24 protein-coding genes are annotated in these 22,584 nt (G+C 62.0%); 16 read left to right on the forward strand and 8 right to left on the reverse strand.

Annotated elements, in window-relative coordinates; genetic code table 11:
- Positions 1-106: 106 nt before the first annotated feature.
- Both D0Y96_RS04385 and D0Y96_RS04390 read left to right on the forward strand, forming a co-directional pair.
- A complete protein-coding gene (locus D0Y96_RS04385) occupies positions 107-259 on the forward strand; it encodes a hypothetical protein (protein WP_158562201.1) in 153 nt (50 codons plus the stop codon).
- The gene (locus D0Y96_RS04390; RefSeq protein ID WP_117298155.1) at positions 256-690 is read left to right on the forward strand and encodes a TA system VapC family ribonuclease toxin; all 435 of its coding nucleotides are present in this window, start codon (positions 256-258) and stop codon (positions 688-690) included. The genes D0Y96_RS04385 and D0Y96_RS04390 overlap by 4 nt, the downstream gene beginning before the upstream one ends.
- Positions 691-717: 27 nt before the next feature.
- Here D0Y96_RS04390 and D0Y96_RS04395 read toward each other — a convergent pair whose 3' ends face one another.
- A complete protein-coding gene (locus D0Y96_RS04395; protein WP_117298156.1) occupies positions 718-2,424 on the reverse strand; it encodes an amidohydrolase in 1,707 nt (568 codons plus the stop codon).
- Between the two features lie 504 nt (positions 2,425-2,928).
- Here D0Y96_RS04395 and D0Y96_RS04400 point away from each other — a divergent pair.
- On the forward strand, positions 2,929-4,020 hold the full coding sequence (locus D0Y96_RS04400) for a gluconeogenesis factor YvcK family protein (protein ID WP_434090768.1): 1,092 nt from the start codon (positions 2,929-2,931) through the stop codon (positions 4,018-4,020).
- A gap of 9 nt (positions 4,021-4,029) precedes the next feature.
- Here D0Y96_RS04400 and D0Y96_RS04405 read toward each other — a convergent pair whose 3' ends face one another.
- The 6 genes from D0Y96_RS04405 to D0Y96_RS04430 form a co-directional block, all read right to left on the reverse strand.
- Positions 4,030-4,599 carry a TPR end-of-group domain-containing protein gene (locus tag D0Y96_RS04405; RefSeq protein WP_117298159.1) on the reverse strand — a complete coding sequence of 190 codons (570 nt, stop codon included), beginning with the start codon at positions 4,597-4,599 and terminating at the stop codon, positions 4,030-4,032.
- A 307-nt stretch (positions 4,600-4,906) separates the two neighbouring features.
- The gene (locus tag D0Y96_RS04410; RefSeq protein ID WP_117298160.1) at positions 4,907-6,718 is read right to left on the reverse strand and encodes a hypothetical protein; all 1,812 of its coding nucleotides are present in this window, start codon (positions 6,716-6,718) and stop codon (positions 4,907-4,909) included.
- A gap of 392 nt (positions 6,719-7,110) precedes the next feature.
- Positions 7,111-7,827 (reverse strand): ATP-binding cassette domain-containing protein, encoded by a 717-nt coding sequence (locus D0Y96_RS04415; protein ID WP_117298161.1) that lies wholly within the window; start codon positions 7,825-7,827, stop codon positions 7,111-7,113.
- Positions 7,820-8,488 carry a molybdate ABC transporter permease subunit gene (gene modB, locus D0Y96_RS04420; protein ID WP_117298162.1) on the reverse strand — a complete coding sequence of 223 codons (669 nt, stop codon included), beginning with the start codon at positions 8,486-8,488 and terminating at the stop codon, positions 7,820-7,822. Before modB ends, D0Y96_RS04415 begins: the two co-directional genes overlap by 8 nt.
- Positions 8,489-8,492: 4 nt before the next feature.
- Complete coding sequence (gene modA / locus D0Y96_RS04425; protein ID WP_350448963.1) at positions 8,493-9,269, reverse strand: molybdate ABC transporter substrate-binding protein; 777 nt, start codon at positions 9,267-9,269, stop codon at positions 8,493-8,495.
- Positions 9,270-9,323: 54 nt separating this feature from the next.
- On the reverse strand, positions 9,324-9,476 hold the full coding sequence (locus D0Y96_RS04430; protein WP_252263486.1) for an excisionase family DNA-binding protein: 153 nt from the start codon (positions 9,474-9,476) through the stop codon (positions 9,324-9,326).
- 247 nt (positions 9,477-9,723) lie between these two features.
- Here D0Y96_RS04430 and thrC point away from each other — a divergent pair, with 247 nt between their 5' ends.
- From thrC to trxA, 3 genes are all read left to right on the forward strand, one after another.
- On the forward strand, positions 9,724-11,049 hold the full coding sequence (thrC, locus tag D0Y96_RS04435) for a threonine synthase (RefSeq protein WP_350448964.1): 1,326 nt from the start codon (positions 9,724-9,726) through the stop codon (positions 11,047-11,049).
- Positions 11,046-11,942, forward strand: coding sequence for a homoserine kinase (gene thrB, locus D0Y96_RS04440; protein ID WP_117298163.1), 897 nt, complete (start codon positions 11,046-11,048; stop codon positions 11,940-11,942). The genes thrC and thrB overlap by 4 nt, the downstream gene beginning before the upstream one ends.
- Positions 11,943-12,248: 306 nt before the next feature.
- A complete protein-coding gene (gene trxA / locus D0Y96_RS04445) occupies positions 12,249-12,581 on the forward strand; it encodes a thioredoxin (protein WP_117298164.1) in 333 nt (110 codons plus the stop codon).
- Positions 12,582-12,683: 102 nt separating this feature from the next.
- Here the strand turns inward: trxA and lexA are convergent, their stop codons facing one another.
- Positions 12,684-13,286, reverse strand: coding sequence for a transcriptional repressor LexA (gene lexA, locus D0Y96_RS04450; protein ID WP_117298165.1), 603 nt, complete (start codon positions 13,284-13,286; stop codon positions 12,684-12,686).
- Between the two features lie 221 nt (positions 13,287-13,507).
- Here lexA and D0Y96_RS04455 point away from each other — a divergent pair, with 221 nt between their 5' ends.
- From D0Y96_RS04455 to D0Y96_RS04500, 10 genes are all read left to right on the forward strand, one after another.
- Entirely contained in the window at positions 13,508-14,203 is a 696-nt protein-coding gene (locus D0Y96_RS04455) for a response regulator transcription factor (protein ID WP_117298166.1), read from the forward strand.
- 53 nt (positions 14,204-14,256) lie between these two features.
- Positions 14,257-15,531 (forward strand): sigma-54-dependent transcriptional regulator, encoded by a 1,275-nt coding sequence (locus D0Y96_RS04460; protein WP_117298167.1) that lies wholly within the window; start codon positions 14,257-14,259, stop codon positions 15,529-15,531.
- A 92-nt stretch (positions 15,532-15,623) separates the two neighbouring features.
- Positions 15,624-16,016, forward strand: coding sequence for a flagellar basal body rod protein FlgB (gene flgB, locus D0Y96_RS04465; protein ID WP_117298168.1), 393 nt, complete (start codon positions 15,624-15,626; stop codon positions 16,014-16,016).
- Between the two features lie 60 nt (positions 16,017-16,076).
- Positions 16,077-16,586: a flagellar basal body rod protein FlgC gene (flgC, locus tag D0Y96_RS04470; protein WP_117298169.1), complete on the forward strand. Its 510-nt coding sequence runs from the start codon at positions 16,077-16,079 to the stop codon at positions 16,584-16,586.
- Positions 16,587-16,676: 90 nt separating this feature from the next.
- Positions 16,677-17,021, forward strand: coding sequence for a flagellar hook-basal body complex protein FliE (gene fliE / locus D0Y96_RS04475; RefSeq protein WP_252263487.1), 345 nt, complete (start codon positions 16,677-16,679; stop codon positions 17,019-17,021).
- Positions 17,022-17,154: 133 nt separating this feature from the next.
- Entirely contained in the window at positions 17,155-18,696 is a 1,542-nt protein-coding gene (gene fliF / locus D0Y96_RS04480) for a flagellar basal-body MS-ring/collar protein FliF (protein ID WP_158562203.1), read from the forward strand.
- A gap of 11 nt (positions 18,697-18,707) precedes the next feature.
- Positions 18,708-19,778, forward strand: coding sequence for a flagellar motor switch protein FliG (fliG, locus tag D0Y96_RS04485; protein ID WP_117298680.1), 1,071 nt, complete (start codon positions 18,708-18,710; stop codon positions 19,776-19,778).
- Between the two features lie 16 nt (positions 19,779-19,794).
- Positions 19,795-20,535, forward strand: a complete 741-nt coding sequence (locus D0Y96_RS04490; protein WP_117298171.1) for a FliH/SctL family protein — start codon at positions 19,795-19,797, stop codon at positions 20,533-20,535.
- Positions 20,536-21,852: a FliI/YscN family ATPase gene (locus tag D0Y96_RS04495; protein WP_117298172.1), complete on the forward strand. Its 1,317-nt coding sequence runs from the start codon at positions 20,536-20,538 to the stop codon at positions 21,850-21,852.
- Entirely contained in the window at positions 21,849-22,325 is a 477-nt protein-coding gene (locus D0Y96_RS04500; protein WP_117298173.1) for a hypothetical protein, read from the forward strand. The genes D0Y96_RS04495 and D0Y96_RS04500 overlap by 4 nt, the downstream gene beginning before the upstream one ends.
- Positions 22,326-22,584 lie beyond the last annotated feature (259 nt).

Here is a 22,584-nt window from a genome sequence, read left to right on the forward strand (position 1 = left end):
AACGCGGGGCAATTTGTATCATTTTTTGCGTATGAGAACCACTGTTACGCTTTCTGATGCAGCTTCCGAGCTTGTGATGCGGTATGCGAAATCCTGTGACGTCTCGATGAGTCAGGCAGTCTCGGAACTGATCGAGCGCAGTGCAAGAGAAAAGCCGCGCGTTCGCTATGCGGAAGGACTTGCGATTCTGGATTTACCCTCCGGCAGCCGCAGAATTACGACGGATGAGGTGAAGCGGCTGGAGAGCGAGGAGGAATGAGCCTGCACCTGCTCGACGTAAATGTTATGGTTGCGCTTCATTTACCGGAGCACGAGGCGCACAGCCGTGTCTTCGAGTGGTTTTTACGCACAGGCAGGAAGTCATTCTGTACCTGCGCGCTTACGCAGGCGGGGTTTCTGCGGATGATGATGAACCCAGTGCTGACCGGCGAAAAGATTACGCTGAACGAGGCGCAGGAATTGCTGGACAGTCTGGTGCAGCAATCGGGGCATGGCTTTCTGCAGATGGAATGTAGCTTCCGTGAGGCCGCAGCCCCATTTGAGGACAGGATTTTCGGCCACCGGCAGATTACTGATGCCTATCTGCTGGGGCTGGCTATGCGGCATAAGGCAAAGCTCGCTACTCTGGATAAAGCCATCGTCCATCTGGCGGGCCAGCAGTTGTCCAGTCACCTGGCATTGATCCAATAACTGCCTCTTCACTCGCCGAGAGACGGTTCAGCGGCGTTTCGCTTCAGCGGCCGCTGCCTGATACACCGTCTTTCCGGCAACCACGGTGCGGAGAACGGTCGCGCCGAGGATCGCGTTGGGTGCAACCGCGGTGAGATCTCGGTCGAGGACGACAAAGTCGGCGGCATAGCCGGGCGCGAGAATTCCTTTCCACGTCTCGGCGAATTCAGCGTAGGCCGATCCCTGGGTGTAAGCGGTGATGGCCTGGCCAAGAGTGATCCGCTCTTCAGGATCAAAGACGGCATTGCCGGCTTCGTTTTGACGAGTCACGGCAGCATAGACTCCGCGAAAGGGCGTGATGGGCTCGACGGGGTAGTCGGTGCCGAAGGCCAGGGCCACATCGTCGTCGAGGAATGATTTCCAGGCGTAGGCGTATTTTGAGCGATCGGGGCCGAGACGCTGCGCGGCCCAGCTCATATCGGTAAGCAGATGGTTGGGCTGCATGGAAGCGATGATGCCAAGCTGCCGGTAGCGGGCAAAATCATCAGGGCCGAGGACCTGGGAGTGCTCGATACGATTGCGTGCGCTGCGCGCGGCGGGATCGGCCTGCTCGGCGGCAGCGAAGGCATCGAGCGCCATTTCAACAGCGCGATCGCCGATGGCGTGGAAGCCCATCTGGAAGCCGGCTTTGGCGCGCTCGACGGCCATCTGATTGAGCTTTGCCTGATCGTAGCGGGGAATGCCGGAGTTGCCGGGATCGTCGGAGTAAGGCGCGTCGAGGGCCGCAGTGCGCGAGCCGAGTGAGCCGTCCATGAAGCCCTTGAGCATGGTCGTGTGGAGCATGCGGTCGGTCTTTGCGTGATGTGCCTGATGTTCCCTGAGCAGGGCGACGGGCGCGTCGAAGGGCAGCCATTCGCTGATGCGCAGAGGAAGCCGGCCTTCCTGCTCCAGTTGCTCGTAGACGAGAAAGTCCTGCCAGCCGGAGTTGTCCTGCACGGAGGTAAGGCCGTGGCTGACGGCATCCTGAAGAACCATCTCGATGCCTTTGCGGCGCAGCTCGGGAGTGGGTGCGGGGATGCGCTTTTCCACGAGGGCGCGGGCGGTCTCGCGAACGATGCCGGAGGGGTTGCCGCTGGCATCGCGATCGATCTTTCCGCCTGAAGGATCGGGCGTGGCGCGGGTGATGCCGGCTGCGCGGAGCGCGGCGGTACTGACGACGGCGATGTGTCCGTCGACGCGGACGAAATAAGCGGGATGGCTGCCGGCGACGGCGTCGATGTCGGCGCGGGTGGGAAGCTGCTTCGAGGCCCAGAGGGTGTGATCCCACCCGCCGCCGGTGATCCATGCGCCGGGAGCGGCTTTCTGTGCCGCATCGCGGATACGCTGCTGCATCTCTGCGAGCGAGTGCGTTCCGGTGAGGTTGACGGAGAGCAGAATCTGCGCGGCATCGCCCAGGTGAACATGGGCATCGTTGAATCCGGGCATGACGAAGGCACGATGGAGATCGATAAGCTCCGTCGAGGGGCCTTTGTAGCGGGCGAGGATGGAGGTGTCATCACCGGCGGCGAGGATTTCACCATGCGCGATAGCCAGAGCGGTGACCCGTTCGGGACGGGTGGACTGCAGCGCAACGCCGGTAAGGATGTTGCCGTGGAAGCAGATGATTTCGGCGGGCGCGGCGGAGGACTGCGCGAAGAGGGGAAGAGAGACCAGACAGAAGATGGCGACAAAGACGGGGAGCGTGCGGTAGTTCACGGACGGCAGTGTAACAGGCCACGATGGATGGCAGATGGCAGGAGACCGGATGCGGATCGGGAATGGATTGCCGAAGTTTCTGATTCAGGGGGTGAAGGGCGGCCGTGACGGCTGCTGCGGCTGACAATCGGCGTGCAGATGGGCCGGAATGCTGCCGGGCCCGGTACGGTGTTCCACCCTGGCGTGAGCCATGAGTGAGCGTCCGGTGCGGCTTTTGAGCATGGATATGCGACGGCACTGTGCGCACTCCCACGGATAAAGGCCGAGCTTTGGATAGATGCGAAGCTGAAGAAATCCTGCGCGGTGCGCGCGTGTAAGCTCGAATTCGCCGCATTTCGGACACTGCAGCTTAATGACGGTCATGAGTACGCTTCACGCCTCTTTTCGGGTTGCTGTCTGCACGCTTTCGCCTGTGGGCAGGAGCGCTTTGCGTTCCTTATCGGCAAAGAGGAGCGAAGCCTGAGGAAGCGACTTGCGGCCGTCTGAACGGCTACACTGGAAGCTGTGAGTACAGGCTCTGTTTCCTCCGTTTCTCTGCCGGGAGTGCGCGTGGTTGCGATGGGCGGGGGAACCGGTCTCTCCACGCTGCTGCGCGGACTGAAACGTTACGCACCTTCGTCTCTGTCCGGCGGATATGAGCAGCACGATGGAGTGCCGTACCGCATCAGCGACCTGTCGGCGATTGTGACCGTGACCGATGACGGTGGATCGAGCGGACGTCTGCGCCGCGACTTCAACATGCTGCCGCCGGGCGATCTGCGCAACTGCATGGTCGCGCTCTCGGAAGATGAGCATCTGATCTCACGCCTCTTCCAGCATCGTTTTCAGGCGGGCGGAGACCTGTCAGGCCACAGCGTGGGCAATCTGCTGGTAGCCGCTCTGATGGAGATGACGGGAGATTTCGGGCAGGCGATCCGGCTGTCGGCCGAGGTGCTGGCGACGCGCGGACATATCTATCCGGCGACATCCTCCAATGTGACGCTCGCGGCGCAGATGGCCGATGGCTCGGTGGTGCGCGGGGAAACGAGTATCAGCGCGAGCCACGGAAGGATCGTCGAGCTGATGCTGGAGCCGGCGGATGCGCGGCCGGTGCCGGAGACGCTGGAGGCGATCGAGCGCGCCGATCTGATTACCCTGGGGCCCGGCTCACTCTACACGAGCCTGGTCACGAATCTGCTGGTGCAGGGGATTCCGGAGGCGCTGGCGGGAGCGCAGGGCAAGCGGGTGTATATCGCGAACCTGATGACGCAGGCCAACGAGAGTCTGGATCTGACGGCATCGCAGCATATCGAGCGCATTTACGAGCATACCGGCCAGCCGATCTTCGATTACGCGCTGGTGAATACGGCGCCGGTTTCAGAGGATATCCGGAAGCGGTATGCCGCGGAGGGCGCGGATGTGATTCAGCCGGACATCGAGCGCATCGAAGCGATGGGCATTCGCTGCATCGAGGGAGATTTTGCCGCCGAAGGGAATGTTCTGCGTCACGCCGCGGACCGGGTCGCGGATGCGCTGCTGCGCCTGCCGCTGCGAAAGAACGGACGCGGGACACAGAAATCGGGACGCAGGGCACGACGAGCGGCGCGCAGTGTGTGAGGGCTGCCGCTACGAGATTTCGGGGTAAAGCAGCTCGGTAAAGCGCGGATCGTCGGCCATGTCCTGAAAGTCAGTGTCGCTGCGGGCATGGATGCGATTGTGCTCGCGGAGCGCGATGGCGCGGGACAGATGCTGGAGGCATTCCTCAGCCTGGCCGGTCATGCTGTTGAGCACGGCGAGACCATAATGGGCGTAGTCGACGTCCTCTTTGCTCTTGAGGATCGCCTCGAACTGGTCGCGCGCGTCCTCGTAATTGCCGGTATTGAGCAGCGAGATGGCGTAGTCATACCGCTCTTCGGAGCTGGTGAAGCTCAGCGAGATGTTTCGCGCGTTGCGCTCGCAGACGGCAAGATAGACGCGCGACCGCTCGAGGATCTCGGGCGAACCATCCTGAATGAGTTTTTCGAAAAGGGCGCGGGCCTTTTCGTATTTGCCTTCCTGCATCAGCTTGAGCGCACTCTGGTAGGTATCCAGAGCCTGCTGCTGCGGCTGGGTCGCCACTGGACGCATCTTCCCGGCAATGGTGCGGGGGACTTTACCGATGCCTGCTCCCTGACGCGATTCCTGTATACGAACCATTTCTGTACGTGCCTCGGAAACTTCCGGCGCGATGCGCCAATGTGATGCTTATAGACCCACGTTTATAAGGGCAAGTACCACCCGGCGTCAAATGCGGCACACCGGCGGGGGAATTGCGGCGTGTGAACAGGGGAACAGCGCTGCCGGCCTTCGTCTTCTTAGTTTCGCTTTACTGCGAGCGTGTTGCCTGCGAGGAACGGGCACGCGCGACACTGCCCGCAGACCGGCAAAAAAAAGATGCGGGCCTGCGGGCAGAGAGAAAGCAATTTAATGTGCCAGGATTGGCTTGTGATTTGCGGCAGTCTGATCAGTTGCCTCCGCCTCCGCTGCCAAAGAGCTTGCCGAGCAATCCACCGCGCAGAGCGGAGACCAGATCGATTCCCACACCGATGCTGTAGAGATCCCGGGAGACCGACCGCACCTGAATGACGTAAGTATTGTTCGCAGATGGGTTGATGGTGGCGCCGTCGGCGGTTTTCACCGAATCGGAAGTGTTTAATCCAATAAACGTATTGGGAGAAGCATTCTTACCGTGATGAATGGCGATGTTGGCGGTGCCGAAGACATAAAGCGCGGAGATGGCGGAGCTGGAATGGGAACCGGAGCTGATGGGCAGCGGAACAGGGAGAAACCCTTCGACCCTGGCGACGCCGAAGTGGGTATTGGTCTTCACGGCCTCATCGACTCCAATGCCGAAGGCTACAAGAGCGGGAGGCGAGTACTGCCATTTCCCATACGAATCAAGATAATGTGTCGTGAGCTTGATTCCGCCATATGCCTCCCGGTCGAAGCGATCCGCAGTTTTATGAAACTCTGCGAAATCACAGCTGTCGCTGACGTTTTTCACTTTATTCGTGGAGGCGTCGGGGTTTACGCAGATCTGACCTATGGTTGTTGGGGTTGTTGTTGCGTATTTCTGGTTTTTGTCCATCTGCACGAGTAACTGGTAGGCCTGCGAGGTATCGGCAGGAAAGGCGAAGGTTTGATTCAGCTCGTTGCTGGAGAGATAGCCGCTGGCTCCGGCGATGGCAAAAGCCGCGAACGAGAAGCGCTCCATCTCCGGCGTGCTCTGATCCGCATACTGGCGGGCGTAGCCGCGATTTAAAGGATACTCCAGTCCGGTCAGAAACTCGGCTACGCTGGCGACTGCATTCAGCTTCAGAGAGTTTTCCTCGCTGGCGAGGCCGGCGACAAAATCGCCGAGTGTTGCGGTCTGCGTCTGGGCGCTGCTGCCGATGCGGACATTGCCTATCCAGCGAAAGCCATGGGTATCCGGGATGGCCCGGTTCGAGTAGAAATCGAGAAACAGGCGGCCTTCTCCATCGGCTCCGCTGGCGCCGCCCTGTTCATATCCGAGAATCAGCCGCGTTTGCTCTCCAACAGGCATTTTGATTTTGGGCTGAACTACTGCGGAGTTCAGAAGAGCTTTGCCGGGAGTGCCTTTCTGCACGTCCGCGCTCAGGGGAAAAGCGGTGAGCCAGATAGTCTGCGACTTGCGCAGAGTATTGCTGGATATATCAAAGGTTATGGTTCCCCCCTTCGGTACGGTGCCGGTGGCCAGCACTCGCGGAGTGCACTCGACGGCAGGCTGTACGGGGGCACATCCAGCCAGGACGGCATACTCTTTACCCTCCTGCCCGGTGGCATCAATTTTGGTCGCACCTTCGAGCAGAGGAAGCGACAGAGCCGGAGTGGCCGCTGCACTGCCGCCGGGACTGGACAGGCCGCCGCCGGTGAGCGCTATATCCACCGTGTATTGCTTTGCCGTGGCATCGTCAGCATCCTGCAGCCTGATCTCGAGGGTGGCATTGTCAGTTCCGGAGGTGGTGGGCTGATAGGTGATGGTCACGGCGCAGTGCTGCCCGGAGGGCAGCGGATTGGCACAAAGTGTCTCCGTTGCCGCCGTGAAAGGCTGCTTTGGAGCGGCCAGGTTCATGGTGTAACGGTGCCCGCTGGTGTTGATCAGAGTAAAGGTCTGGCTTTGTACGGGTGCTCCGGAACCAGCGGCAGGAAAGTTGAGGTGATCCGGCACAACGGAGACGTTATCAGGTGTATCTGCGCCGGCCAGCGGAGCGATAAGCCCGGAAAGAAGAAGGATGCAGAGGCATCGTGCAGACACTCTGCTCCTTTTCAGTCGATTCATAGGAACCTCCTGGAAGGTAAATTTTGAGAAATATCGAGAGATGGCAGAACGGCCGGAGTGATCCGGTGCGAAAAACTTCAGTGAAGCTGCTTTTACAGGCAGATCATGGCTGGCGGATTCTCTTTACAGATTCTGTTTCTTCTATCTTATAAGTGATATCTATCTATGAGACATGCAGGTATGTTGCAAAACGTAGAGTTACTGTAACAAAGATCGGAAGTTTGACAAGTGTCCAGTTCGTTATTAGAAACACCTGAAACACCGGTTACTACTTATCGTAAGGAAGCAGAGCCAGCTCTGCATTCGGCCGGGATGCAGAAGAGGGCAGATATCTCCGGAGATATCCGGACGATGGAAGCAATGCGAAATTACCGGGCCGTGGTAAGCAGACGCAGCAGATGATCGCGGTGCGGGGCGAGGACTTCGCGGGCAGGACCATGGGCGTGTATGCGTCCGGCATCGAGGACGAGGACGGCAGCGTCCTCCTGCCAGACTTCAGCGAGGTCATGCGAGACATAGAGAGCCGGCACATCGAGTGAGCGAAGGGCGGCGAGCAGCGTCTGCTTCGAGGCGGCATCGAGCGCGGCCAGCGGCTCATCGAGCAAAAGAAAATGCGGACGCGGAGCGAGCGCACGGGCGAGCGCGATGCGCTGGCGTTCTCCACCGGAGAGCTGCGCGGGTTTGCGGGCAGCGAGCGGCTCCGCTCCGAAGAGTGCGAGGAGTTCTTCGATGCGCTCTGTGCGCTGCCCGGCAGAGAGATGGCGGATGCCAAAGGCAATATTTTCGCGCGCGGTGAGATGAGGAAAGAGCGCGGCCTGCTGTGTGACGAATCCGATGCCGCGGCGGCCGGGCGCGACGGCGATCTTCCGATTTGTATCGGTGAGGCTGCGGCCATTCAGATGGATTTGGCCTTCGCCGGGAGAGATGAGTCCGGCGAGGATGCGGAGCAATGTGCTTTTGCCCGCTCCGGAGGGACCGAAGAGGATGGTCCAGGCGGTCGCGATGGAGAATTCGGCTTCGAGCGAAAAGCCGGCGACGCGATGACGCACGGAGGCGCTGAGATGGAAGGCTGCGGCGTCAGGCATGCAGCGACCAGGAGCGCGGGTTGCGCCGGTAGAGAACGACCAGAGCGATGAATGAAACAGCAAGCAGGACGAGCGCGGTGTGATTGGCGGCGGTGTAGTGGAAGTCCTGCACCTGATCGAAGATTTCGATGGAGAGCGTGCGCGTGGCTCCGGGGATGTCGCCGCCGATCATGAGGACGACGCCGAATTCTCCGATGGTATGGGTGAAGCAGAGCAGCGCGGCGGTGAGGATGGAGCGCGTGGAGAGCGGAAGCAGAATCTCGCGCAGCAGTCGCATACGGCCTGCACCGAGAAGCCGTGCCTGATCGATGAGCGCTGCATCGACCGCGTGGAATCCGGAGACGACAGGCTGCACGGCGAAGGGCAGACTGTAGATGGCCGAGCCGAAGACGAGGCCGGAGAACGAGAAGGCGAGTGGATGGCCGAGGAGATGTATCCAAAGGCGCCCAAAAGCTGTGCGCGGACCGAGCAGAACGAGGAGATAGAAGCCGAGGACCGTGGGCGGAAGAAGCAGCGGCAGCGTGGTGAGCGATTCGATGAGCGGGCGCAGCGGCGAGCGGGTGGAGACGATCCAGGCAGCGAGCGGGATTCCGATGGCGAGCAGAATGACGGTGGTGACTGCCGCCAGACGAAGCGTGAGCCACAGGGCCTGAAGGTCCATCGCGTTAATGACTGACTGGCTGCAGGCCGCTCACGGCGAGCTCCCGGCCGACGGCAGGCGAGGTAAAGAAGGTGAGGAAGCGATGCGCCGTCTCAGCGTTGGCCGAGCCTTTGATCACAACGGCTCCCTGAAGGATAGGCGGATAGTCGTCCGCCGGAACTTCGATGTAATGTCCGGTGGATTGCAGACGTGGAGTGAGCGCGGAGGTGAGAGAGAGCAAGCCGATCTGCGCGTTGCCGGACTCAGCATACTGAGCGGTCTGCGCGATGTTCTCGGCGATGACGAGCTTTGGGCGCAGAGTGTCAAGCATCCCAAGATGCGTGAGCGCGGCCTGCGCGGCGCGGCCGTAGGGAGCGTGCCCGGCGTTGGCGATGGCAATGGTTTTGAGTGCCGGGTCACGCAGAGTGTTGAGCGAGAGATGGGTGAACGGGCTGTCGTTGCGCGTCCAAAGAACAAGCGTACCGCGTGCGTAAGGCAGCGGCTGAGATTCTTCGGCGCGTCCGGCATCGATGACTTTTTGAGGAAAAGAGAGATCGGCGGCGAGAAAGAGATCGAAGGGCGCGCCGTTGATGATCTGCGTGGCGAGCGTGGCGGAGGACTGGTACGAGGCTTCGGTATGAATGCCGGTCTGCTTTTCAAACTGCGCGAGGACAGGCGGCAGGACGGGCTGAAGATCGGCGGCTGCGGCGATGCGGAGTGTCTGCTGGGCGTGCGCCTGGGGAAAGACGCCGATCAGAAGAGAGACGATCCACACACTGAAAAATCGACGAAGTTCAGACACGGAGCACCATCACCTCGGTGGATTTGATCAGAGCTGCGATGGTATCGCCGGTTTTCATCTGCATTTCGCGCGCGGCATCGGAATGCGGGAATGGCCGCCGGGGGTCTTCATCGCCCTGATCTTTTCGCGATAGCTCCACTGCCTGATGGCGGGGCAGGAGATTCCGAGACGAAGGGCAGCTTCCCGAGGTGTGAGGAGCGATGCCATGCGGCGATTTTATACAAATCGTCCGGCAGACTATACGAATTTCGATTCTTCGACGGACAGAGGCGCGTCCTTCTTTATGCAGGCGCGATATTCCGGCGCGTATCCGGAGGAATCACGGTTTTGTGCCGCTGCGGAAGTGCAGGATTTTCGGGGCGCGCGAGGCATGCTGCTCGCTGTGGATGGTAGGCTGGCAATAGATTCCATGGTGAACGAAACACATCAACTGCGTTGTACGGGATGCGCACGCGTGATCGAACAGCAGGCGCTGCGCGGAAATTTTCGCTGCGAGGCATGCGGTGATCTGTACGAAGTCGAATATCCGGGCTGGAGTGCGGGGCGAAACGAAGAACGGAGCCAGGCGACGAGGCCGAATCCGAATGCGCTGCGCTGGCTGTGGAGAGAGCGGCGCGCCTCGACGGCGATGGAGGATCAGAGCGGAGTATGGCGCTTCCGCGAGATGCTGCCGATTGTGAAGAGCGATGCGAGCATTGTGTCGCTGCGGGAAGGGAATACGCCGCTGTATCCTCTGCGGCGCGCGGCCCGCAGCACGGGCGTGGAGCGGCTGTTTGCCAAGCATCAGGGAATGAACCCGACGGGGTCCTTTAAAGACACCGGAATGACCACGGCGCTTTCCGTGGCAAGCGAGATGGGCTTTTCCTGGGTGGCCTGCGCTTCGACCGGCAACACTTCGGCAGCGATGGCCGCTTATGCGGCGCGGGCAGGCATGCGCAGCCTGGTGCTGATTCCGGAAGGCAAGATTGCATGGGGCAAGCTGGCGCAGTCGCTCGATTACGGCGCGCTGACGCTGCAGGTGAAGACGGATTTTGACGGCTGCTTCCGGGTGCTGAGTGAAGTGGTCGAGCGGGCTCCGGTGTATCTGCTGAACTCGGTCAATCCATATCGTCTGGAGGGACAAAAGACCCCGGCGATGGAGATTGCGGAGCAGATGGAGTGGGAGGTTCCCGATCATGTGATTGTGCCGGGCGGAAATCTGGCGAACAGCTCGGCGCTGGGCAAGGGCTTTCTCGAGATGAAGCGTCTGGGGCTGACGACGCGGGTCCCGAAGATCTCGGTCGTTCAGGCGGAGGGCGCGAATCCGCTGTACTGCAGCATGGTGAAGACAGGCGGTAAAACGCTCGAGCCGGTGGCCGCGAATACGCGGGCGAGCGCGATCCGCATTGGAAATCCGGCGTCGTGGAAGAAGGCGGTCCGGGTGATTCAGGAGACGGGCGGCTGGGTGGAGCAGGCTTCCGAGGCGGAGATTGCGCTGGCCAAGGCTGAGATCGGCGCAGAGGGAATCGGGTGCGAGCCGGCCTCGGCGGTCACGCTGGCGGGGCTGAAGAAGCTGGTACGGCAGGGCCGGATCGCGCGGGAAGAGTCGGTGGTGCTGGTGCTGACCGGCCATACGCTGAAGGATTCGGAGTACACGATTCAGTATCATCGCGGAAAGCTGCTCGGCGAAGACGAAGCGGCGGGGATGGAAGCCGAGATCGAGGCAACACGGCGGAATACGATCGAGCTGGAGGCCGCAGCGGATAATGTGCTGCGTGAGCTGGAGCGGGCCTCACGATGAGCAGTGAGGCTTTCAGGATTAAACTGCCGGCCACGTCGGCCAATCTGGGACCTGGGTTCGATACTCTGGCGCTGGCTTTGCGGCTTTATCTCGAGGTCGAGGCCGAGGCTGCTGCCTCGTTCTCCATCGAGGCGTCCGGACGCAACCAGGATATCTGCGGAGCGCTCGAAGGCAATCTGCTGCTCGAGACCTACAGCAAAACCCTGACCGCCGCTGGCCGGCCGGTGACACCGCTGCGGCTGCGTGTTCATAACGAAATTCCGCTGGGGATGGGTTGCGGCTCGTCCGCTGCCGTGCGCCTGGCGGGCGTATCGCTGGCGGCGCACTTCGGCGGCCTGGGGTGGGATGGAGCGCGCATTCTGACGGAGGCTTCACGGCTGGAAGGACATCCGGACAACGCGGCGGCATGCTGGCTGGGAGGATTCACAGCCAGCGGCATGGATGAAAGCGGTGTGCAGGCCGTCTCGTTCGCCGCGCCTGCGGAGTGGCGGGCGCTGGTCGTGATGCCGCAGAAGCCGCTGGCGACGACGGCCTCCCGCGCTGTGCTGCCGGAGCGGTATTCGCGCGCGGATGTGGTGGTGAATCTGCAGTCGGTGGCGCTGCTGACGGCAGCCTTCGCCGCGAGACGAGCGGACCTGCTGGTCCACGCGATGCGGGACCGGATTCATCAGCCGTATCGGGCAGAGGTCTGTCCTTTGCTGCCGGCGCTGCTGCCCCTGGCCGGGCAGGGCGGGATTCCGGGAGTGGCCCTGAGCGGAGCCGGTCCGGCGGTGCTGGCACTGCTGGCTTCGGAAGAGGATATCGCCGGAGCATGCGAGCGTATCCGGGAGGCGCTGCCACGCGGCGAGACGGTCGAGATTCTGGCCTGTGAGCTGGCGCCCCGGAGAGAGTAGTCCAAAAGAGGGAGAACGCCTGCAACTCTCGTAATCAAAGGATGTTATTACTTTGGCATTACCTAAGAGTTCTTTACAGAGAAGTTGGAAAAGCCTAACTTCTGACCGTGGGCAGTTCTGGGGGAGGGCTGCTCCAGCGCCTGGGTTCTCTTTAACGGAGTCCCGGGCGCTTTCATTTTCAGGCAGTTATTCCACTTCCTGCCACCTGCGTTGCGACTTTTTAAGGGGTGTGCGCATCTAGCCCTGTAGACTGTTTGTGCGAGAGAAAAACCACATGGTGTGGTGAAACGCACAATAAGGAGGAACATGGCTGGACAGGCTGTGGTGGAAGTGAACGATACAACGTTTGAACAGGAGGTTCTCCAGTCCGATCAGCCGGTCCTGGTGGATTTCTGGGCTGCCTGGTGCGGTCCCTGTAAGGCGCTTGCGCCGACCGTGGATGAGATTGCGGTCGAATACAACGGCAGGTTAAAGGTCGCCAAGATGGATGTGGACCGCAATCAGGCGACGCCGATGCGGTACGGAATTCGCGGGATTCCGGCACTGCTCCTCTTCAAAGGCGGCAAGGTGGCCGATCAGATCGTCGGCTATGTGCCGAAGGACACGATTGCGAAGAGCATCACGCGCGTCATCGAGTAACATTCAGCGCGGTAAAGAGAAAAGGCCTGGAGCAGAGTGCTCCGGGCCTTTCTGTTTTGAGCCATGCTGTGCGGCAGAGACCTTCCGGCAACCCTGCCGCGGTCAGTACTTGCGCAGCATGCCGAGAACGCGTCCCTGAATGGCGACCTGCGCGGCAGAGACGAAGATCGGATTCATCTCGGCGTTCGAGGGCTGCAGCCGGACCAGAGAGCCTTCGAGGTAAAAGCGCTTGAGGGTGGTCTCCGCACCGCGTACCAGGGCGACGACGATATCTCCCTGGCGGGCAACGCTGGTACGCTCCACAAGAACATAATCGCCGTCGACGATATGCTCATCGCGCATGGATTCCCCGCGCACCTGAAGAGCGAAGACTTCCCGGTTGCCGATGATGTCGCCGAGCGAGATGCTCTCCGGCGTCTCCGTGGCTTCGACGGGCAGACCGGCGGCGATGCGTCCCATCAGCGGCAGCCGCTCGCTCTGGCGGGCTTTGCTGCGCGGCGGGAGCACGTCGATGGAGCGGCTGCGATTGTGAGCGCGCTGCAGCAGGCCTTTGTTCTGCAGGTTCGTGATGTGCTTGTGCACGGTCGCCAGCGATTTCAGATCGAGTCCCCGGGCGATTTCCTCGAAAGAAGGGGAGTATCCGTTGCGCTGAACGAAGCCTGTGACGAAGTCGAGCACTTCCTTTTGACGCCGTGTGACAGCCATGCGCGCATTATAGCGAATAAAAAGCGAATTACGCGATAAAGTTTCTGTTACACAAACAGGTTCCCCGTTATGCCGGGGAGTTTCGCCCTCCGATTCCCGTTTTGACACCCGCCTTCTTCCTCTTCCCGTTTTCGGAATCGCCTTGTTTTTCTTTCTCCATTTCGATTGTTTCGTTCCCGGACACAGGAGAAGGTGATTGCAGCAGACGGGAGACGCAAGCGATGCGGCTATTCATTGCGGAGGATGATCGGGCGCTGGGAGGCTTTCTGGCCCGGGGCCTGGAAGCGGACGGCCATGAGGTCCGGATCGTCCACGACGGACAGACGGCGATGGATGTGCTGACGGAGGATCTGCCCGATCTGGCGATCCTCGATCTGAACCTGCCGCGCAGAGACGGCGCCGAGGTGCTGTGCTTCCTCCGCGGACTGGCGGAAGGCCTCCCGATCCTGGTGCTGACCGGACGCAGTGAAGCGGACATCCGGCTGCGCTGCTTTGAGATGGGGGCGGATGACTGCATGCTCAAGCCCTTCTCCTTCGCGGAGCTTCGCGCTCGCTGTCGCGTATTGCTGCGCCGCCGGGGCGATACGGGCCTGGTGCTGCGTCATGGCGGAGTCGAGGTGAATCGCGTGGAGCGAACGGTGGTGCGGGATGGAGAAGCGGTGACGCTGACCAACAAGGAATTTGCGCTGCTCGAATGCCTGCTGCTGCAGCGGGGACGCGCTGTCTCCCGGGCCACGCTGCTGGAGCGGGTGTGGAATCTGAGTCCGGATGGCGCGACGAATGTGGTGGATGTGTATGTGAACTATCTTCGCCGCAAGCTGAAGGACTGTGGACCGGAGCCTCTGATTCAGACGGTGCGCGGTCAGGGCTACTCGATCGGGCTGAACCGGCGCGGTCTTTCTCAGGTAAGCGCATAACGATCTGCACGAGATCGCAGGAGACAACGATTCAGGGATACCGAGGAGGCGTAATGGCAACCTGTCCGGCAACTTCAGCAAACCGTATTCCACCGCGAACCGCCGTACTGGCCAGCGCCGATCTCTCCTTCCGGCAGAGAGTGCGCGATGCGCTCGCCGGCCTGCGATGGCAGGTGCGGGAGGCAGGTGGTGGGGCCGAGGCGCTGGCCTGTCTCGACGCCTCGCCGGTCGAAACTGTGATTGTGGATTCCTGGCTGCCGGATCTCGACATCCGCGAGTTTCTCGCCGATTTTGAGAGGCTGCACCCGGACGTGGATCTGGTGGCGGTCGATGACCTGGATGCGCTGCGGGGCGGTGCGAGAAGCCCGCGCCGGAATGAGGTGCTGCATGCGCTGCGCGCAGGCCAGGATGGCGACGGCGCGATCTGGAATACGGCTCCGGTGCTGGAAGAGAGGGAAGCACCCACGTATGAGCGGCGGAAGGCGTTGCAGATGGAGAAGCCTTCGCGTGCCGCTGCGGCTGCGAATACGGCCCGGCTGCCGGAGCTGATCGGCGCGCATCCGGAGATGCTGGAGGTCAGCCGCAGGATTCGTCTGGTGGCTCCGCGAACCACGCCGGTGCTGATCCAGGGACCGACCGGCACGGGAAAGGAGCTGGTGGCGAGAGCCCTGCACCGGCTGAGTCTGCGGTCGGCGCGGCCCTTTGTCGCGCTGAACTGCGCGGCGATTCCCGATGCGCTGCTCGAAGCGGAGCTTTTTGGGCACACGCGCGGAGCCTTTACCGGCGCCGTGCAGGGGCGCATGGGAAGGATTGAGACGGCGCATGGCGGCACGCTGTTTCTGGATGAGATCGGAGAGATGCCGCTTGCTCTGCAGTCGAAGCTGCTGCGCTTTGTGGAATCGGGTGAGCTGCAGCGGGTGGGCGAAAACGAGCCGGTGAAGGTGGATGTGCGCATCGTCGCCGCGACCCATCAGTCGCTTGCGAAACAGGCGTCGGAGGGAGCCTTCCGGGCCGATCTCTATTATCGGCTGGCCGTCTTTCTGATTCGTACGCCGCGCCTCACCGATCATACGGAGGATCTGCCGGTGCTGGTGGAGCATTTTCTGCGGCGGATGGGCGAGGAGAGTCCGGCCAAGATCATCACGGCCGCGGCGATGGAGCGGATCGCAGCTCATCCGTGGCCGGGCAATGTGCGGGAGCTGGAGCATGTGATCGAGCGCGCGTGGATTCTGGCCGAAGAGCGGCCGCAGATCGATGCTGCGGAGATTGAATTCGGCGAAGCGATGACGCGGGTGGGCGCGGAGGATTCCCGGAAAGGGCTTTTCTGAGAAGACTCTCATCTTTAAACCGCAAATATGGTCCCGTTCCTGCAAAAACCCTCAGCGGAGAGGCCTGCTCCGCAGGCGTGACAGGAGTTGCGATGCAGATTACGACACAGATGGCGGATGAGCTGGAGCGGTATCTGAAACTGTCCACGCTGGAGCTGAAGCTGACCGCGCAGAATATGGCCAATGTGGATACTCCCGGGTATCGCACGATGGGCTTCGATTTCGAGACGGAGATGAAGCGATCGGTCGGAGAGCTGGAAGCGCAGCGCAGGGCCGAGGAAGAGGGAACGGAGATGCCCGCGGAGCCGGGCATCGCGGTAGGGCAGGTGGACCATCTGCTCGAGCGTCCGGATGGCAATAACGTCTCGATGGACCGCGAGGGTCTCAACATGGCCCAGGCACAGCTGCAGTTTCGCGCCGGCGTGGAACTGCTGAAACATGAGTACTCCACGGTCATGGACGCGATCCACGTCGATCAGAAGTAGGGTCGATCAGAAGCAGGCCGGATTTAAGAACAGCGGCAGGAGCATGCAGGGAGCACAGAGATGAATCTTTTCGGAGTGATGGAAGTGAGCGGCTCAGCACTGAAGGCAGAGCGCATCCGTGCCGAGGTGGTGGCGGCGAATATGGCAAATGCGGAGACGACGCGGACGCCGGAGGGTGGTCCCTACCGCCGGCATCATGTGGTCTTCACGGCTGCGCCGGGGACACAGTCTGCATTCGGCAACGTTCTGCTGGGAGAGACTGGCGTGCTGGGTGGGACTTCCACGACGGCTTTTCCAGTCGGCGCGCCAATCGGGGCAGAGGCCGAAGATGAGGCACAGATCGGCGGTGTCGAGGTCTCGGCCGTGGTCGAGGACAAGGCTTCGGTATTGAAGCGGTATGATCCGCAGCATCCCGATGCCGATGCGAATGGATTTGTCTCCTATCCGGATATCAATCCGGTGACCGAGATGGTGGACCTGATGGGCGCTGAGCGGGCCTACGGGCTGAACAGCTCGGCGGTGCAGGCGACGAAGGGCATGATCAGCTCGTCGATCGACATCCTCAAATAGCCGGCTGCCGAAACAGCGCGCCGCGGAAACGATGAAGAGGCCGAAGACGATGCAGATCGCAAAGAAGACCGTAGAAGGGAGCTTTCTCCGATGATGGCCAGCGCCGTGAATGCCATGACCTCCGCGGTGAGTGATGCGCTGACTGTGGCTCTTTCATCGATCAGTACCGGAGTGACGCCGGAGACGGCCAGCAGCGCGGAGGCGACCGGGGCAGCGATGCCGTTTTCCGGCATGGTGAAGGATGCGGTAAAGAATCTGAACGCGCTCGAAGACCAGGCATCGGGCGCGGTGAACGGGCTTCTCGAGGGCACGGGGGTGGATGTGCACGAGGCGATGATCGCTACCCAGAAGGCGGATATGTCGTTCGAGCTGGCGCTGGCCGTGCGCAGCAAGGCCGTAGCGGCATATCAGCAGGTGATGGGGATGCAGTTCTGATCTCACGCTGCACTGCGAAGCATGCGCAGGTGGGAAGCGGGCAACACAAACGAGCGGAAGCTGAGAAAGCGAAACCAGAGAGATGGACGAGAATCGGCAGCTACAAAGGGGCTTTCCGCAGCGCGCGAGCGCCATGGCATCAGAGGCTCTGGCGCGTCTTCAGAAGATGGAGCGGCCTCACCGGATTCGCCTGGCGGTGGCCGCGGCCGCGGTTCTGGCCTGTCTGGCCGGAATCCTTTGGTATGCGACACGGACTGACTGGCGCACGCTCTATGCGGGGATGCAGCCGGACGATGCGCGGGAGACCGCTGCGGAATTAACTACGGCCGGGATTCCCTACGATGTATCGCCGGATGGCACCGTGCTGCGGGTTCCCGCGGAGTGGCTGGACAAGGCGCGGCTGGCGGCCACGGCCAAAGGCGGCCCGAAGAGCGGACGGATGGGATTCGAGCTCTTCGACAAGCCGAACTGGGTGGGCTCGGAGTTCGACGAAAAGGTGAATTATCAGCGGGCGCTCGAGGGCGAGCTCGAGCACACCATCGACACGCTGGGCCCGGTCGAGTCGTCGCATGTGCATCTGGTGATGCCGCATGACTCCCTCTTCAGCGAGCAGCAGCGCGACGCCAAGGCGTCGGTGACGCTGAAGCTGCGGGACCGCACGCTCTCCGACGAAGAGGCCGACGGCATTCGCCACCTCGTGGCCAGCGCCGTCGACGACCTGCATCCGGAGAATGTGGTGCTGGTGGATGATGCCGGACGGCAGCTCGGCCGCAAAAGCGCGGATGCGGTCGCGGAGGCTCATGAGCAGGCGCTGGCAGAGAGAATTGTAAGCACGCTCGAGCCGGTGGCGGGAGCAGGCAATGTGCGCGCCTCGGTCAACGTGGACTATGACACATCGAGCGCCGATGAGGTGGACGAGACCTACGATCCGAACGGAACGGTGAGTCTTTCGATGCAGCGCTCGGAACAGACCTCCGCACCGCCGCAGGTCTCCGGGATTCCAGGAACGGCCAGCAACGCTCCTAACGTGCAGCCGCCGCTCTATCCCTCGCAGAGCGCGCAGATGCAGAGCATCAAGCAGGAGAGCGCGACCTACGGCGCATCGAAAAAAGTGCGGCATACGGTGCAGAATCCGGGGCGGGTGCGCCGGATTACGGCGGCGATTCTGATCAATTACCGTCAGCTGGGCAGTAGCAGACAGCCGCAGTGGGAGCCGCGCACGCAGCAGGAGATGCAGCGGCTGACCGATCTTGCCCAGGCTGCGGTTGGATACGACGCATCGCGCGGAGATCAGGTCAGCGTCGAGGACATTGCCTTCGAGGAGAATGGCGCGGTTCAGCAGGCAAACACCGGAGAGCGTCTGCTGCGAACCCTCTCTTCTTCGCAGCCATTGCTGAAATACGCAACCCTGCTGCTCGGACTGCTGGCCGTGCTGTTCTTTGCGGTCCGGCCGGCAATGCACGCCATAGCCGAAGCCGGAAAGATCGGAGCAGGTGAGCTTCCGGTGGCGGCGCTGGTGAGCGGAGATGGCGCGGCGTCTGAAGCTCTGGAGCAGCCTCCCATCGAGCAGCAGAAGCTGCGGGCCCAGGCGGTCTTTGACCAGGTGACCGAACAGATGAAGGGCGATCCGGCGCAGAGCGCCAGGTTGCTGCAGAGCTGGATTCATACGGAATGACGGAGAGCGCGATGACCACACCTGTATCCCCCATTCCGGCGCTGCCTGCCTCGACTCCGGATCGCCGGACTTCCTACCCTGGCCTCTCCGGTCTGCGGAAGGCGGCGATCCTGATCGTGGCCATGGGCGACGAGCTGGGCAAGAAGATCATTCAGAACCTGCCCGAGCAGGACGTGCAGCGCCTGGCGGAAGAGCTTGCGGACCTGAAGAACATTCCTCCCGACCTCTCGTTTTATGTGGTGGAGGAGTTCTACGAGATGCTCGAGACGCAGCATTACATGCTGCATGGCGGCATCGATTACGCGACGCGGTTACTGGTCGAATCCTTTGGCAAACAGCGCGCCGAGGATCTGCTGGAGCTGGTGAAGCGCGCGCAGGAGGCCAGCCAGGGAAACCTTTCGATGCTGCAGAAGGTTGACCCGCTGCATCTGGGCAAGTTTCTTGACAGCGAGCATCCGCAGACCATCGCGCTGGTACTGGCGCATCTCGATCCGAGGCGTGCCTCTCTGGTGCTGGACAGCCTGAATGAGGAGCGCCGGGTAGAGGCGGTTGTCCGGCTGGCGGCCATGCGTCAGTTCTCGCCGGAGATGGCGCAGAAGGTTGCCGTGATTCTGCACCGGCGTCTTGAAAATATCGGCGACGGGACCCGGAAATCCTACTCCGGCCACAAGGCGGTCGCTGATCTGCTCAACCGGCAGAATGCAGAGCAGGCGAAGAAGATTCTCGAAGAGATCGAAGAGACCGATCCCGAGATGGCGCTGAACATCCGGAACCTGATGTTCACCTTCGAGGATCTGGTGACGATTCCGGTCAGCAGCATGCGCGAGATCGTCGCCGCCGCAGACAAGCGTCAGCTGGCTCTGGCGCTGCGCAGCGCGCGGGAAGATCTGCGGGCGCATGTCTATCAGGCGATGTCTTCGCGCGCGGTGGAGATGCTGCGCGAGGACATGGAAGTGATGGGACCGGTACGGGCGCGCGAGATCGCCGGCGCACAGCAGGAGATTCTCAATCTGGCGCGGACGCTCGAGTCCGAAGGCAAGATCATTCTGAAGCTGGAACAGGGTGACGATCTGATTGTCTGATCGCGGAGGCGAAGCAATGCTGCAGGAGACCGAACGCAGAGTTCAGCGTCTTGAATACCTGCCCTTTGGCGGTAACGGGGCAAACCTTTCTGTGAGCATACTGGCCGAGCCCGGCGAGGTGCAGGAGCAGAGCGCCGCAGAGCGCGCTTCGGAGCTGGAGCGGCAGATCGCCACTCTGCGCGAACAGACGGCAAGGTTGACGCGGCAGACCGAAGAAGCACGGCGGGAGGGTATCGAGCAGGGGCGCACGGAAGAGCTGCACAGGCAGACGGAGCTGCTCGAACGATGCGCAACGGGTCTGACGCAGGCGGCGGAATCCTTTCGCGCCGATCGGGACCAGTATCTTGGCGCGGTGGAACATGAAGTCGTTCGTCTGGCACTCGCTGTCGCGGCGCGCGTTCTGCATCGTGAAGCGCAGATGGACCCGCTGATGCTTTCCGGCGCGGTGCGCGTGGCGCTGGGGCAGCTCGCCGAGACGGCCGAGGTGCGTCTGCGCGTGCCTGCCGCAGAGCTTGATCTGTGGGCGGAGATGCTGCGGCTGATACCCAATCTGGCGCTGCGGCCGGAGCTGATCTCCGACGAGCGGCTGCAGTCGGGCGAAGCGGTGCTGGAGGCGCAGACAGGCAGCGTGGATCTGGGAGTGCGCGCCCAGATGGAAGAGATTGAACGGGGCTTCTTCGATCTGCTGGAGAGCCGTGAGGAGATGCGCGGTGCGGCTTCTGAGCAGGCGTCGGGGAGCCGGGGCCAGGCGGGGTAGATGGAACTGCTGGGCACTTATTTTTCGCGGCTCCGGCAGAGATCGTCGCTGCGCTGGAGAGGACGCGTGCTGGAGGCGGTCGGCCAGACCATTGAGTCGGCCGGGCCTCTCTGCTCGGTCGGCGAGTGTTGCGAAATCATCGATGGAGAGGGCACGCGGCACCTTGCCGAAGTGATCGGTTTTCGCGGGGCTCAGGTGCTTTCGATGCCGCTCGACTCCTCGGATGGCATTCGTTACGGCGATGCGGTTACCGGTCTCGGCATCATGCCGCATATTGAAGTGGGCGAGGCGCTGATCGGGCGAGTTCTGAACGCACTGGGGCAGCCGATCGACGGAGGCAGGCGTCCTCAGGTCTCTGCGGCGATGCCTCTTGATGGCAATATCCCGCATCCGCTGGAGCGTGTCGCCATTCGCAGACCGCTGGGGACGGGAATCCGTGCCATCGACGGCATGCTGACCGTGGGCCGTGGCCAGCGTGTGGGCATCTTTGGCGGCTCGGGCGTAGGCAAGAGCACGCTGATCGGCATGATGACGCGGAACAGCGAAGCCGAAGTGATTGTTGTAGGGCTGGTGGGTGAGCGCGGACGTGAGGTGGGAGAGTTCCTGGAAGAGAGCCTTGGTCCGGAGGGGCGGAAGCGTGCGGTGGTACTGGTTTCCACCTCGGACCAGTCGCCGCTGCTGAGAATGCGCGCAGCTCTGGCGGCGACCTGTGTGGCGGAGTGGTTTGCCGCGCGGGGACGCCATGTTCTTCTGGTGCTCGATTCGCTCACTCGCTTTGCCATGGCGGCGCGGGAGGTGGGGCTGGCTGCCGGAGAGCCTCCGACGGCCAAGGGCTATACGCCTTCGGTCTTTCATCGTCTGGCCCGGCTGATTGAGCGGGCGGGGCAGTTTCAGAAGGGCAGCATCACCGCGTTCTATACCGTGCTGATGGAGGGCGACGATCAGCAGGACCCGCTGGTCGATGCGGTGCGCTCCTTTCTTGACGGGCATGTCGTTCTCTCTCGCACGCTCGCAGCCGAGGGATGGTATCCCCCCATTGAAGTTCTCGACTCCATAAGCCGGCTGATGCCGGCTGTGACCACACCGGAGCACAGGCGATCGGCTGCCGTGGTGCGCCGTCTGCTGGCCGCGTGGGCAAGATCGGAAGATCTGGTGCGCATCGGTGCTTACCGCCAGGGGTCGGACCCGGAGCTGGATCAGGCGATGCGCTCCCGGCCGGCGATCCGCCGCTATCTGGAACAGGACGCCGCGGAACGGGTCACCTTTGCGGAAGGCCGTGATCGCCTGCTGGCTCTGGCGCGGGAGTGCGGAGGGTGAGAGGAAATCTTACGCGCGTGCTGCGCCTGCGGACACTGTTTGAAGACGTAAGCCGCGTAGAGGTGGAGCAGCGGACGCAGCAGCTGGCTCGCATTGAGGAGAGCGTGGCGAGAGAACAGTCCATTCTGACGGAGAGCCTGCGCATCCGGATGGCCTCAACAGAGAAGAGCCCGGAAGCGGCGAGTGAAGAGCGGCTGCTGGCCAGGGCCGATGGCGATCTGGCCCAATGGAAGAAAGCGAAGCTCGATGTTCTGCGAGAGCGTAAGACGCAGGAGGCCGATCGCGCGAGAGAGGTCTGGCGAGTGCGGCGGCGGGAGCAGCGGCAGGTGGCGGTGGTGATCGAAGCAGGAGCGGCAGAGGCGAAGGTGCAGGAGGAACGCCGGATGCAGCGAAGCCTCGATGACTGGTTTCAGCTGCGCCGCGCCCAGTCGCAGGCCCGGCAAAAGCGTGGATCGAAGAGCGGACCTGCCTGAAAATTTTCTAAGCCGCCAGTGCGCTTCCCTGGCACGTCGTTTGCATGTGACAGGGCAGGGAGAAACGCATGCACCTGCCCGTTCACGCCGCCGGAGCCGCTTCGGCGCATTCGCCAGAGCGACAGAGCCTTTTCACAGGATCGGGGGGACCGGGAAAATCACCGGCCGGGTCCCTGGCGTCGGCCGGAGAAATCCATCCGGCAATGTTCGGTGCAGTGCTGCGGGACAGGCTGGACGCAGATTCCGTGCATTGCGGAGG

Source organism: Paracidobacterium acidisoli (assembly GCF_003428625.2).
GTDB classification, from domain to species: Bacteria; Acidobacteriota; Terriglobia; order Terriglobales; family Acidobacteriaceae; genus Paracidobacterium; species Paracidobacterium acidisoli.